The sequence below is a fragment of the Streptomyces sp. NBC_01546 genome (assembly GCF_045208355.1).
Taxonomy (GTDB): domain Bacteria; phylum Actinomycetota; class Actinomycetes; order Streptomycetales; family Streptomycetaceae; genus Streptomyces.
In genome coordinates, this window is record NZ_CP109379.1 from 2669353 (window position 1) to 2682278 (window position 12926).

Annotated in this window: 15 protein-coding genes; 1 reads left to right on the top strand and 14 read right to left on the bottom strand. The window is 71.6% G+C overall.

All coding sequences use genetic code 11. The annotated features are described in order from the left end of the window. Positions 1–62: 62 nt before the first annotated feature. The 3 genes from pyrH to rpsB form a co-directional block, all read right to left on the bottom strand. The gene (gene pyrH, locus OHA89_RS11760; RefSeq protein ID WP_215145246.1) at positions 63–842 is read right to left on the bottom strand and encodes a UMP kinase; all 780 of its coding nucleotides are present in this window, start codon (positions 840–842) and stop codon (positions 63–65) included. Positions 843–1004: 162 nt separating this feature from the next. Then, complete coding sequence (gene tsf, locus OHA89_RS11765; RefSeq protein WP_215145245.1) at positions 1005–1841, bottom strand: translation elongation factor Ts; 837 nt, start codon at positions 1839–1841, stop codon at positions 1005–1007. Positions 1842–1976: 135 nt separating this feature from the next. Next, entirely contained in the window at positions 1977–2900 is a 924-nt protein-coding gene (rpsB, locus tag OHA89_RS11770) for a 30S ribosomal protein S2 (RefSeq protein ID WP_257553974.1), read from the bottom strand. A 248-nt stretch (positions 2901–3148) separates the two neighbouring features. Between rpsB and OHA89_RS11775 the strand changes: the two genes are divergently transcribed. Next, positions 3149–3670, top strand: coding sequence for a M23 family metallopeptidase (locus tag OHA89_RS11775; RefSeq protein WP_266614723.1), 522 nt, complete (start codon positions 3149–3151; stop codon positions 3668–3670). On the opposite strand, the gene OHA89_RS11780 is transcribed toward OHA89_RS11775, so the two are convergent. From OHA89_RS11780 to lepB (OHA89_RS11830), 11 genes are all read right to left on the bottom strand, one after another. Then, positions 3624–4181: a TetR/AcrR family transcriptional regulator gene (locus OHA89_RS11780; RefSeq protein ID WP_266615367.1), complete on the bottom strand. Its 558-nt coding sequence runs from the start codon at positions 4179–4181 to the stop codon at positions 3624–3626. The two genes, OHA89_RS11775 and OHA89_RS11780, sit on opposite strands and share 47 nt — an antisense overlap. 52 nt (positions 4182–4233) lie before the next feature. Further along, positions 4234–5070, bottom strand: coding sequence for an RNA polymerase sigma factor WhiG (gene whiG, locus OHA89_RS11785; RefSeq protein ID WP_215145239.1), 837 nt, complete (start codon positions 5068–5070; stop codon positions 4234–4236). Between the two features lie 209 nt (positions 5071–5279). Further along, on the bottom strand, positions 5280–6443 hold the full coding sequence (dprA, locus tag OHA89_RS11790) for a DNA-processing protein DprA (RefSeq protein ID WP_266614725.1): 1164 nt from the start codon (positions 6441–6443) through the stop codon (positions 5280–5282). After that, on the bottom strand, positions 6440–8062 hold the full coding sequence (locus OHA89_RS11795; protein ID WP_266614727.1) for a YifB family Mg chelatase-like AAA ATPase: 1623 nt from the start codon (positions 8060–8062) through the stop codon (positions 6440–6442). Before OHA89_RS11795 ends, dprA begins: the two co-directional genes overlap by 4 nt. Further along, positions 8062–8433 carry a YraN family protein gene (locus tag OHA89_RS11800; RefSeq protein ID WP_215145233.1) on the bottom strand — a complete coding sequence of 124 codons (372 nt, stop codon included), beginning with the start codon at positions 8431–8433 and terminating at the stop codon, positions 8062–8064. The genes OHA89_RS11795 and OHA89_RS11800 overlap by 1 nt, the downstream gene beginning before the upstream one ends. A 159-nt stretch (positions 8434–8592) precedes the next feature. Continuing rightward, on the bottom strand, positions 8593–8901 hold the full coding sequence (locus OHA89_RS11805; RefSeq protein WP_005311352.1) for a DUF2469 domain-containing protein: 309 nt from the start codon (positions 8899–8901) through the stop codon (positions 8593–8595). Positions 8902–8956: 55 nt separating this feature from the next. Next, positions 8957–9469 (bottom strand): NUDIX hydrolase, encoded by a 513-nt coding sequence (locus OHA89_RS11810; RefSeq protein ID WP_257553982.1) that lies wholly within the window; start codon positions 9467–9469, stop codon positions 8957–8959. Continuing rightward, on the bottom strand, positions 9459–10241 hold the full coding sequence (gene lepB, locus OHA89_RS11815; RefSeq protein ID WP_266614730.1) for a signal peptidase I: 783 nt from the start codon (positions 10239–10241) through the stop codon (positions 9459–9461). The genes OHA89_RS11810 and lepB (OHA89_RS11815) overlap by 11 nt, the downstream gene beginning before the upstream one ends. 42 nt (positions 10242–10283) lie before the next feature. Continuing rightward, entirely contained in the window at positions 10284–11189 is a 906-nt protein-coding gene (gene lepB / locus OHA89_RS11820) for a signal peptidase I (protein ID WP_266615369.1), read from the bottom strand. 113 nt (positions 11190–11302) lie between these two features. Then, on the bottom strand, positions 11303–12157 hold the full coding sequence (gene lepB, locus OHA89_RS11825; protein ID WP_406366114.1) for a signal peptidase I: 855 nt from the start codon (positions 12155–12157) through the stop codon (positions 11303–11305). Further along, positions 12150–12896 carry a signal peptidase I gene (lepB, locus tag OHA89_RS11830; protein WP_257553985.1) on the bottom strand — a complete coding sequence of 249 codons (747 nt, stop codon included), beginning with the start codon at positions 12894–12896 and terminating at the stop codon, positions 12150–12152. The genes lepB (OHA89_RS11825) and lepB (OHA89_RS11830) overlap by 8 nt, the downstream gene beginning before the upstream one ends. Positions 12897–12926: the final 30 nt, after the last annotated feature.

A 12926-nucleotide genomic window follows, 5' to 3' on the forward strand; every position in this document is an offset into this window, starting at 1 on the left:
TGGATGGTTCAGGCGGGCATGACGGGCGGGGCCGGTCCGGGCTCGGTCCGGCAGCGGACTGCTCAGGCCCGGGTTCCCTGGTCGCTGACGAGCGTGCCGATCTTCTCACCCTTGACGGCGCGGGCGATATTGCCCTCGGCGAGCAGTTCGAAGACGAGGATCGGCAGCTTGTTGTCGCGGCACAGCGTGATGGCGGTGGCGTCCGCGACCTTGAGGTCGCGGGACAGGACCTCGCCGTACTCCAGCGCGTCGAACTTCACCGCGTCCGGGTTCTTCTTCGGGTCGGAGTCGTAGACGCCGTCGACACCGTTCTTGCCCATGAGCAGGGCTTCGGCGTCGATCTCCAGGGCGCGCTGGGCGGCCGTGGTGTCGGTGGAGAAGTACGGCATGCCCATGCCGGCGCCGAAGATCACGACGCGGCCCTTCTCCAGGTGCCGTACGGCGCGCAGCGGGATGTACGGCTCCGCGACCTGACCCATGGTGATGGCGGTCTGCACGCGGGAGTCGATGCCCTCCTTCTCCAGGAAGTCCTGGAGTGCGAGGCAGTTCATCACGGTGCCGAGCATGCCCATGTAGTCGGACCGGGCCCGGTCCATGCCGCGCTGCTGGAGCTCGGCGCCGCGGAAGAAGTTTCCGCCGCCGATCACGACGGCGATCTCCGCGCCGTCACGGACCACCGCGGCGATCTCGCGCGCGATGGCGTGGACGACGTCGGGGTCGACGCCCAGTCCTCTGCCACCCGAGAAGGCTTCGCCCGACAGCTTCAGCATGAAGCGGCGGCCCTTCTTGTCCTGGTCGCTCTTGTCGTCGGATGCGGTGTGGGTGTCCACGCCCTGATTCATGGAGATCTCCTCGTGCACATACGAAGAAGGCCATTGCCGGTGGGTCCTTGCGGTTCCCTCTGCGGCAATGGCCTCCTCGTCAGATCTGCGGTCGCCTCGCGCAAGCGCGGGCGACTGCCTCAGACCCTACCGGGGTCCGGTGTCCGTCGTGTACGGACGGACTCAGATGCCGACCTTGATGCGGGTGAAGCGCTTCAGGGTGACACCGGCCTCGTCCAGGACCTTCTGGACGGACTTCTTGTTGTCCAGGGCGTAGGCCTGGCCGAGCAGCGTGGCGTCCTTGAAGAAGCCGTTGACGCGACCCTCGACGATCTTCGCGATGGCAGCCTCGGGCTTGCCCTCCGCGCGGGTGACCTCTTCGGCGATGCGACGCTCGGACTCGACCTTGTCGGCCGGGACGTCCTCGGCGGACAGCCACTGCGGGGCGAACGCGGCGATGTGCTGCGCGACGCCGCGGGCGACCTCGGCGTTCTCCTTGTCGAGCTCGACGAGGACACCGATCTGGAACGGCAGGTCGGGCATCGTGCGGTGCATGTACGAGCTCACGTAACCGCCGGTGAACTGCGCGAAGCGGTCCAGGACGATCTTCTCGCCGAGGTTGGCGTTGGCCTCGTCGACGAAAGCGGTGACGGTCTTGCCGGCCTCGATCTCGGACGCGAGGAGCGCCTCGATGTCGGCCGGGGAGGTGGCGGCCACGTGGGCGGCCAGCTGGTTGGCGACGGCCAGGAACTTCTCGCCCTTGGCGACGAAGTCGGTCTCGCACTTCAGCTCGACGAGGACACCGGAGGTGTTGTCGTCGGCGATCAGGGAGACGACGGCACCGTTCTCGGCAGAACGGCCCTCGCGCTTGGCGACGCCCTTCTGACCCTTGATACGGAGGGCCTCCTGGGCCTTCTCGACGTCGCCGTCGGCGTCCACGAGCGCGTTCTTGCAGTCCAGCATGCCGGCGCCGGTGAGCTCGCGGAGCTTCTTGACGTCAGCGGCGGTGTAGTTCGCCATGAGTCTGTGATTCTCTCTCGAAGTCGTAGATCTACGGGTGAACGGCGGAGGCGCCGCGCTTTTGGCGCGGCTCCCCCGCCGTCATCGTCCGTGCTGCGAGTGCCCGGCGCGTGAACGCCGGGCGCTCTCAGTGGGTCAGGCCTGCTCGGCGTCGGCGGCCGGGGCCTCGACAGCCTCGGCGTCGGCGGCCGGAGCCTCGACGGCCGGGGCCTCGACGGTCTCGGCAGCGGCCTCGGCCGGAGCGGCCGCAGCCTCGGCCGACTCGTCGGAGTCGGCCTTCTTGTCGCCCTCGAGCAGGTCGCGCTCCCACTCGGCGAGCGGCTCGGCGGCGGCCTTCTCGCCCGGCTTCGAGTCGCCGGTCGCGGCGCCGGAGCGGGCGATGAGGCCCTCGGCGACGGCGTCGGCGATCACGCGGGTGAGCAGGGTGACGGAGCGGATCGCGTCGTCGTTGCCCGGGATCTTGTAGTCGACCTCGTCGGGGTCACAGTTGGTGTCGAGGATCGCGACGACCGGGATGTGGAGCTTGCGCGCCTCACCGACGGCGATGTGCTCCTTCTTGGTGTCGACGATCCAGACGGCGCTGGGGACCTTCGACATCTCGCGGATACCACCGAGGGTCTTCTCCAGCTTGATCTTCTCGCGGGAGAGGACCAGGAGCTCCTTCTTGGTGAGACCCGAGGCGGCGACGTCCTCGAAGTCGATCGCCTCAAGCTCCTTCAGACGCTGAAGGCGCTTGTAGACGGTGGAGAAGTTGGTGAGCATGCCACCCAGCCACCGCTGGTTGACGTACGGCATACCAACGCGCGTCGCCTGCTCGGCGATGGCCTCCTGGGCCTGCTTCTTGGTACCGACGAACATGATGGAGCCACCGTGCGCGACGGTCTCCTTCACGAACTCGTAGGCGCGGTCGATGTACGACAGCGACTGCAGCAGGTCGATGATGTAGATGCCGTTGCGCTCCGTGAAGATGAAGCGCTTCATCTTCGGGTTCCAACGGCGGGTCTGGTGACCGAAGTGGACGCCGCTTTCCAGCAGCTCCCGCATCGTGACGACGGCCATGGCCATCTCCTTGTTTTCTCGGTTTGGTTCCTGACGCCCCGCCGCGCCCTGCCCCGAAAGGGACCGAGAGACGCTCTCACCTGGCTGTTTCGGGCTGGTGAGGGGGCGTGCGAAGTCGACCCGGTGACCCGGATCGCCACAAGAAGTGTACGGGACCCGGCGGTATGCCGGGTGACGCCGTTGTCCACACCCGGCGGTCTGTCCACAGCTCAGCCCGCCGGACGGCCCGGCACGGGACGCTGTGCGCCATGACGACACTGCTGCTCAGCCTGCTGCTGGCCCTGGTCCAGACGTCCTTCGGCCCCGTCCTCGGGGTCCGGCCGCTGCCCCCGCCCCTCTCGGTGGCGCGCTGGTGGGACCCGCCCCCGACCCCGTACGCGGCCGGCCACCGCGGGGTGGACCTGTCGGCGCCGGTGGGCGCGGAGCTCCGCGCCGTGGCGGCTGGCCGGGTCCACTACGCGGGCATGGTCGCCGGCCGCGGGGTCCTCTCGCTCGCGCTGCCGAACGGCCTGCGCACCACCTACGAGCCGGTCCGCGCCCTGGTCGCGGAGGGCGAGCAGGTCACGGCGGGCCAGGTCGTGGCGGTCCTGACCGAGGGCTCCCACTGCCCGGAACCGTGCCTCCACTGGGGCCTGCTCGCGGGCGAGGCTTACCTCAACCCACTCGCCCTGCTCCCCCGCCCGGCACCCCGCCTGCTGCCGATGGCCGGCTCCGCCGCCGGCCTCAGCCCCGGACGCCCCGCAGCGCCATGGCGACGGCCGTTTCCGTGACGACGGCCGGGTCCTCGGCGGCACCGAGCTCGATCCGCCGGACGGCGGCGTCCACGACCCCTTGCAGCAGCATGGCGGCCAGCCTCGGCTCCGCCTGCCCCAGAGAGCTCAGCGCCTCGACGATCATCGCGACCAGCCCGCCGTGGGCCGCGCGGATCTTCTCCCGCGCCCCGGCGTCCAGCTCGCTCGCGGAGATGGCGACCACCGCCCGGTGCCGCCGGTCGCCCACCAGTCCGAGCTGGCTCCGCACGTAGGCCTCGATCTTCGCCTCGGGCGACTCGGCCTGCTCCATGGCCGCCTCGATCTCGGCGGCCCAGACGGGGAAGTCCACCGCGCACAGCTCTTCGACCACGGCCGCACGGGAGCGGAAGTACTCGTACACGGAGGACCGGGCGAGCCCGGTCCGCTCCGCGAGGGCGGGGAAGGTCAGCGATTCCGTCCCGCCTTCGGACAGCAGGGAACGCGCGGCGTCCAACAGGGCGCCGCGCTGCATCGACCGGTGCTCGGCCACGGAGGCCGCTCGAATCCTGGGCACGTCTCCACTCTACGGAGGTGCCGCAAGCTCACCGCCCCACATCGGCGAGCTTCGCCCGCAGTTGCAGCACGGACTTGGTGTGGATCTGGCTGACCCGGCTCTCGGTGACGCCCAGCACGTTGCCGATCTCGGCCAGCGTGAGCCCCTCGTAGTAGTAGAGGGTGACCACCGTCTTCTCGCGCTCGGGAAGCGTGTTGATGGCCCGGGCCAGCAGGCGCCGCAGCTCCCTGTCCTCCGCCACCTCCACGGGGTTGTCGGCGGCCGTGTCCTCCAGGGTGTCCATCAGCGAGAGGCGGTCGCCGCCCTCCCCGCCGACGTGCAGCAGCTCCTCCAGGGCGACCACGTTGGCCAGGGACAACTGGCTGAAGACCGTGTGGAGGTCCTCCACCCCGATGCCCATCTCCCCGGCGACCTCGCTCTCCGTCGGAGTGCGCCTCAGCTGGGCCTCGAGCGTGGCGTAGGCCCGCTCCACGGCCCGCGCCTTCTGCCGCACCGATCGCGGGATCCAGTCCAGCGCCCGCAGCTCGTCGATCATCGCCCCGCGGATCCGGGTGATCGCGTACGTCTCGAACTTGATCGACCGGTCGATGTCGAACTTCTCGATGGCGTCGATCAGTCCGAAGACCCCGGAGGAGACGAAGTCGGCCTGCTCCACATTGGGCGGCAGCCCCACGCTGACGCGGCCGGCCACGTACTTGACCAGCGGCGAGTAGTGCAGGATCAGCTGCTCCCGCAGCCGCTCGTCACCGGAGTCCTTGTACGAGCGCCAGAGCACCTCCAGGGACGAGGGCGCGGTGGACCGCACACTGCCGCGGGCAGCGGGGGGCACCGCAGCGCGGTCGGACCCTGAGGTGTGCTGGGGCATGCTTCGCCTTTGCCGGAGCCGGATTCCTTGGGAGCGTAGCGTGACGGAAGTGTCGCGGTGCGCGAAGAGTACGGGATGGCGCGGGGGCGCACGGGCGACCCGGCTCGCGCGGGCGACCCGGGACCGGCGCCTGGCGCACGGTCCCGGCGACTGCCACCGGGAGGACCGCGTCTCTCATCGGTTTCACTCTTTCACCGGAACGCCCCAGGTCAACGACCGCCTCGCCGGGTGGCTCCGGTTTGTGTGCCGCCTCCAGGCGTTTGTCCGGTCAACTGCCAGCCCTCGCCCTGCCGTTCGACGAACCCCAGAGAGTGAAGTTCGTACAGTCTGCCGATGACTTCATCGGTGCCGTTGCCGGAGGCAAGTGCCAATTCCTCCACTTGGACCGGGCGGCCGGCCGGGAGCGCTTCGAGCACCCGGTTGGTCTCCGGGTCCAACAGGTCCCGGGCGAGCACGGGCCCGCGCCGCTCGGGGGCCAGCTCGCCGATGGAGCCGACGAGTTCGACCACCTCCGCCGCGTCGGTGACGAGTACGGCCTCGCCCCGCAGCAGTTCGTGCACCCCGGCCGAGAGCCCGCTGGTGGCGGGCCCGGGGACGCCCATCGTGAACCTCCCGAGCTCCTGGGCCCGCCGGGCGGTCACCAGCGAACCGCTGCGGTGGGCGGCCTCCACCACGACCGTGCCCCGGGTGAGGGCGGCGATGACCCGGTTGCGCAGGACGAACCGGCTCGGGGTCGGGTGACTCCCGGGCGCCAGCTCCCCCAGGACCAGTCCCTGGCCGGCGATCCGGCCGAGGAGTCCGGCGTGTCCGCGGGGGTAGGCGACGTCCACCCCGCAGGCCAGGACCGCCGCGGTGGCGCCGCCCGAGGCGAGGGCCCCGCGGTGGGCGGCTCCGTCGATCCCGTACGCGGCTCCGGAGACGACGACCCAGCCCCGTTCGGCGAGCCCGGCGGCCAGGATCTGGGCCATGTGCGCCCCGTACGGGGTACAGGCCCGGGCCCCGACCACGGCGACCGAACGCAGCGCCCAGGTCCGCAGGTTCGGCCGGCCCCGCAGCCACAGCCCGACGGGCCGGGCATCGCCGAGGTCGTCGAGCTGGGTGGGCCACTCCGGCGACCCCGGGCACACGAACCGGCCCCCCGACTCGGCGGCCAGCGCCAGGTCCCGCCGGGGGTCGGCCAGCGCGGCCCGTCTGCGGTACCCGGCCAGCCGCTCGCCCCCGACCCCGGCCGGAGCCTCCACCTCCGCCTCGGGCCCGGTCAGCATCCGTATCAGCCCCACCGCGCCGTACTCCCGCAGCCAGCGCCCGCCCCGCTCCTCCCCGGGTTCCAGGACCCGGGTCAACGCCGCCCTCGCCAGCAGCTCGGGCGTCATGACCGCTCCCCCGTCATGAGCGGAACGCCTCGTGCGATGCCCGTGCGCAGCTCCAGCGCCACGGCCACGTCGAGGGCGCTGGGACGGCCCCGGCCCGCCAGGTCCGCCACGGTCCAGGCCACTCTCAGCACCCGGTCCAGCCCGCGCGCGGTGAGCACCCCCCGCTCCAGATCCCGCTCGGCCTGCGCCAGCGCCCCGGGGTCGGGCTGCCACCGCGTGCGCAGTTCCCGCCCGGGGACCTCGCTGTTGATCCGCCAGGGGGTGTCGTCGAGGCGGTGGGCCGCCCGGGCCCGGGCCAGGGCGACCCGCTCGGCCACGGTGGCGCTGCTCTCGCCCCGTCCGCCGTGCCCGAGCAGGTCGGACCGGCTGACGGGTTCGACCTCGATGCGCAGGTCCACGCGGTCCAGCAGGGGACCCGACAGCCGCGCCTGGTACCGCCTGATCGACGAGGGCGCGCAGTCACAGCCCGCGCCGTGCAGGGTGTGCCGCCCGCAGGGACAGGGGTTGGCCGCGAGCACCATCAGGAACCGGGCCGGCAGGCGCACCACTCCCGCAGCCCGGGCCACCACGATGTGCCCCGACTCGAGGGGTTGCCTCAGCGCGTCCAGCACTTGGGGGCGGAACTCCGGTGCTTCGTCGAGGAAGAGCACCCCTTTGTGGGCCAGCGACACCGCTCCGGGTCTCGGCAGCCCGCTCCCGCCGCCGACCAGGGCCTGCATGGTCGCCGAGTGGTGTGGTGCGCAGTACGGCGGAACGGTCACCAGGGGCTCGCCCGGCGGGAGGATTCCCGCGACCGAGTGCACGGCCGTGACCTCGAGGGACTCCTGTCGCGTGAGCGGCGGCATGATGCCCGGCAGCCGCTCGGCCAGCAGGGTCTTGCCCGCGCCGGGCGGGCCGCTCAGCAAGAGGTGATGGCCGCCGGCCGCGGCGACCTCCAGGCTCCGCCGGGCGGGTCGCTGCCCGGCGACGTCGGCGAGATCCAGCCCGTCCCAGCCGCCGGCGGCCCCCGCGATCCCGGTGCCCAGGCCCGCACCGGGGAGGATCAGGCCCGCCAGTATCGGGTCGGGGCGGCCCGGCGGGTCGGGAGGTTCCTCCTCGGGGACCGCCCCGTCGGTCAGAACCGCGATCAGCTGGCGCAGGCTGCGTACCCCGAGCACCGAGACGTCCGGCACGAGCGTGGCCTCGGCGGCGCACTGCTGCGGCACCACCACCTGCCGGTATCCGGCCTCCGCCGCGGCGAGGACCGCGGGCAGGACACCCCGGACCGGCCGTACCCGGCCGTCCAGGCCCAGTTCCCCGATGAGCACGAGGTCGGCGATCACGCCCGGGTCGACCACTTCGGCGGCGCCGAGCACGGCGGCCGCAACGGCCAGGTCGAATCCCGCTCCGGACTTCGGTACGGAGGCGGGGCTGAGCCCGACGGTGAGCTTCTTCTGCGGCCACGCCGCACCCGAGTTGACCACGGCGGCCCGCACCCGGTCCCGGCTTTCGACCAGGGTCTTGTCCGGCAGTCCCACGAGGGTGAAGGCCGCGACCCCGGGCTCCAGGTCGGCCTGGACCTCCACCACCACGCCGTCGACGCCCACCAGGGCCACCGAGCAGGCTCGGGCGAATCCCATCACGCCACCCCCCTGACGTGCTCCACCACGGGCGCACCGCGCCGTGGCAGCAGGACTCCGACCAGGTCGATGCGCACCCCGCCCGGCGGCGGTCCGCCGTGGTCGGCGAGCCAGCGCCCGGCGAGCGTGCGTAAGCGCTCGGCCTTGCCGGGCCGCACGGCGGCCATGGGATGTTCGAAGTCCCCGGCCCGGCGGGTCTTCACCTCGCACACGACGAGGGCGTCACCGTCCCGGGCGACGATGTCGATCTCCCCGCCGCGGCACCGCCAGTTCCGCGCGATCACGGTCATCCCGGCCTCGGCCAGCCGCCGCGCGGCGAGCTCCTCGCCGTACCGCCCCAATGCCTGCTGTGCCACGCCCTTCGCGTTCATCCGGCACCACCTCCGGTACCGACGATCCCGCGCCCCCGCCCACCCTGTGGATCTTGGTGGACAACTCCGCCGTTGTGGATAACCCGGTCACCCGTACGGTGGAGAAACCCGGCGGCGGAAACCCAGCGGCGGAAGCCCGGCGAAACCCGGCGGGGGAACTCAGCTGCCCGGCAGTTCCAGGTCGCTCTTGTTGAGCTCCTCGATGTTCACGTCCTTGAACGTCAGCACCCTCACCTGCTTCACGAACCGGGCCGGCCGGTACATGTCCCACACCCAGGCATCGGCCATGGAGACCTCGAAGAAGACCTCCCCCTGGACCGAGTGCACCTGCATCTCGTAGTCGTTGGTGAGGTAGAAACGGCGTTCGGTCTCGATCACGTACTTGAACAGCCCGACGACGTCGCGGTACTCCCGATAGAGCTTCAGCTCCATCTCGGTCTCGTACTTTTCGAGGTCCTCGGCACTCATGGCATGTTCCCCTTCAGCCGTGCGTCCCCCTATTGTGCGCCAGGCCCATGCGCCCCTAAACGATTTCCGGGGCCAGGACCACCGGCGCACCCGGAGGACCGTCGTCGAGCAGCGTACGGAGCAGCTCGGCGAGTCTGGTCGGGTACACCGTCTCACGTGCCGAGAGAAGTTCCTCGGAGGTCCACCACCTGGCTCCGGTGACGCTGCGCCGCTCCAGCTCGGTGAGCCCGGCCGGCTCGATCTCCGTCTGGGCGGTTCGGGCCAGGAAGTACCACTCGTCCTGCTCCCAGCGGCGCCCGTCGAAGGGGAAGGAGCAGTACCGGTGCCACAGCACAGGCCCCAAATCGACCTCTGTGATCCCCGTCTCCTCCGCCAGTTCCCGGAGCGCCGCCTGCTCCCGGCTCTCGTCGCCCTCCAGCCCGCCGCCCGGGGTGAACCACCAGTCGTCCGCGGGGTCCGCCGGTTCGAAGCCGTGCAGCAGCAGGATCCGGTCCGCCGGGTCCAGCAGGATCACCCGCGACACCTTGCGGGGGCCGGGGGCCGGGGCCTGTGCCGGGTCAGTGGACACCGGCCGGCTCCCGCCGCCGCCCGCGCCCCAGAACCCGTGCGAGAGGCCCGTAGGCGGCGCCCAGGACCACCAGCGCGGCGCCGGCCACCACGCTCGCGAGCTGGAGCCGCAGCGGCCCGGGCTTGGAGATTCCGCCGGGCAGCGCCGCGTAGGTCCGCGGCCGCTCCAGCATCGCCGTGGAGGGCCAGGCCACGGCGTCGACGCGGGCGCTGACGGTCGACCGGGGCACGGTGCCCTGCCCGGCCTCCTGGAGGTGGGCCCGGGAGTCGAGGGAGGCGGCCCGGCGGTCGCCGAGCAGGAAAAGGTTCCCCTCGGGAACGGTCACCTCGAAGGGGGTCCCGGGGGCCGGGGCCTGCCCGGGCGGCATCGCCAGGCCCGAGTCGGGCTTGGTGTTGTCGGCGTACGGCTCGTCGAGGGCCGTGCCGTTCACGGTCAGCTCGCCGCCCGCGCCGCAGCACTTCACGGTGTCGCCGCCGATGCCGACGACCCGCTTGACCATGGGCGAATCGCTCCACATGGAATCAGTGAAGATGACCACGTCCCCACGGCGCACCTCGCCGCCGTCGATGCGCTGGGCCAGCACCCGGTCCCCGGGCAGCACCGTGGGCATCATCGAGTCGGTGGGCACGGTGTAGGGCTGATAGACGAGCGCCCCCCACACGAAACCGCCGAGGAAGAGCGCAAAGCCGACGGCCACGGCGATGCCCGACAACACGTTGCCGAGACCACCGTGGCCGTCCTTGCCACTGCGTATTGCCTGTGTTCCGCCCATTGCAGCGCCCCCACGTCGGAGATCGTCGACCTGGGCGGCACCCTACCCGGCGGTACGGCCCGAGGTCAGCCTCCGCCGCCGCCACATGACGAGCGGCACAGCGCCCGTGAGCCCCAGCGCGGCCGGAGCCAGCCCGACCGGCGCCAGCCCGGCGGCGCCGAGGCCGAGCGCGGTCGCCGCGGCCTGGTTGCCGATGCCCGGCTGGTCGAAGGTGTCGGGGACCGGCAGGGTGGACCAGCGGGTGATCGGCCATGCGATCACGACGGCCCGCCCGACGACCTTGTCGACGGGCACGAAGCCCTCGGTGGAGTCCTGCATGTGGTAGCGGGAGTCCTGGGAGTTCTGCCGGTGGTCGCCCATCACCCAGATCTTGCCCTTGGGCACCTTGAGGGGACCGAAGGGGGCGTCGTCGCACGCGGTGTTGCCGGGGAAGATGTACGGCTCGTCGAGGGCCTTGCCGTTGACGACGACCGGACCGCCCTTCTTGCACTCGACCGTGTCCCCGCCGATGGCGATGGTCCGCTTGATCAGGTCCTTCTCGGCGGCGTCCGGCATCAGGCCGATCTTGCTGAGGATCTGCTGGGCGAGGTTCGGCTCGGGGGTGGGCTCTCCGGAGAGCCAGTTCGCCGGATCGTGGAAGACGACGACCTCGCCCCGCTCGGGCTCGGAGCCGAACCACGGGGTCAGCTTGTCCACCAGCACCCGGTCCCCGCGCTGCAGGGTGTTCTGCATCGAGTCGGACGGGATCGAGAACGCCTGCACGAGGAAGGTCTTGATCAGCAGGGCCAGCAGCAGCGCGATACCGACCAGGAGCGGAAGCTCCTTCCAGAACGAGCGGTGCGGGCGCGCCTTGCCACCGCCGTCGTCCTCGGCCTCGGCCTCGTGCTTGATGGCGTCGTCCGGCCGCTCCTCGCCTTCATCGCGTCCGGATCGTGCGCCTACCGCCACGTCCCCCACATCCACTCCTCACTCGGATTCGCCGCCCGCTCCGACATCGGACACGGGCCCTCCCCTCCCTTAACGAGCGGGAGTTCCCTAAGGCGCGGGAGACCCAGGACACACTATGCGAACGGAGTGCCCCGTCGGCGCCGACGACGCCCGTGTGCCTCGCGTCGCGCCTGATCGGGCACCATCCGGAAGGTCGCGGGGGTCTCCAGCCGACGCCAGTGCCCGAACGGCCAGGCGATGACCACGGCCTCGCCCACAACCCCGTTCTCGTCGATGGTGCCCTCGAAGGCCTCGTCGAGGTGGTAGCGGGAGTCGGCCGAGTTCGCCCGGTGGTCGCCCATCACGAAGAGCCGGCCCGCCGGCACCCGCACCTCGAAGCGGATCTCCGAGGGCGCGTTGCCCGGGTTCACGTACGGCTCATCGAGCGGCGAGCCGTTGACGGTGACCCGCCCCCGGGCGTCACAGCACTGGACGGTGTCCCCGCCGACGCCGATGACGCGCTTGATCAGATCCTGCTCGTCCGCGGAGGGCAGCAGTCCGATGAAGGTGAGGGTCTGCTTGACCTGCTTGACGCCGACCGGGTCCGAGGCCGGCCGGGCGACCTCGCCCTTGAGCCAGCCGCCGGGGTCCTTGAACACGACGACGTCGCCGCGCTCGACCTTGGAGCCGAACCACGGGGTCAGCTTGTCCACCAGCACCCGGTCGCCGATCTGGATGGTCTGCTCCATCGAACCCGACGGGATGAAGAAGGCCTGCACCAGGAAGGTCTTGAGGAGCAGCGCGATGCACAGCGCCACGACCACCAGCAGGGGCAGCTCACCGGCCCGGCGCGTGCGGCGGCGCCGCCGCACCCGGCGGGCCAGCCGGCGCCGCTCGGCCCGGCCGCCCTCCGGCACGACGGGTTCCGGCTCCGGCTCGGGTCTGCGCTCGGGCTCCCGCCCGCCGCGCGGCCGCCCGCGGCTACCCATGCCCGCCGCCGGCCGTGCCCCAGCGCGAGAGGGGCCAGCCGATCCATTCGGCCCGCCCGATCACCTTCTCCACCGGCACCATCCCCCCGCCCGGTTCCCCCAGGTGGTCCCGCGAATCCCGGGACTGGGACCGATGATCACCCATCACCCACAGGGTCCCAAGGGGGACGACGATCCGGAAGGGCACCTTCGAGGGCGCGTCGCCCGGGTAGAGGTACGGCTCCTCCAGCGGGACGCCGTTGACCTCGATGCGTCCCCCGGCATCGCAGCACACCACGTCGTCGCCGCCGACGCCCACGACCCGCTTGACGAAGTCGGTGTCGGCGGGCTCCGCGAGCCCGAGCGCGGAGGCCGCTCCGTGCAGCAGCTCGCCGATCGGATGGCCCGCGGGGCGTTCCCGTACGAAGGACCCGGTGCCGTCGAAGACCACCAGGTCACCGCGGCGCGGCTGGTCGCCGAAACGGTACGCCAGCTTGTCGACCAGCACCCGGTCGCCGACCTTGAGCGTCGGCTCCATCGAGCGGCTGGGGATCAGGAAGGGCTGCACCACGAAATTGCTGAGCAACAGCAGGAAGACGGTGCAGATCACACCGAGCACTCCGGCTCGCCGCCACGTCAGCCGCCAGGCATGCCGCGACCGCGCCGACCGGCCGGTCTTCGAAAACGCGAAACGCGACCGCCCCTCCCCCTCGTCGGGGGAAGAGTGGCCGCGCTGCGTGTGAGGTGCTTCGGTGTCCATCGGGGGCGAGCCTATCCGGCCGCCCCGGGA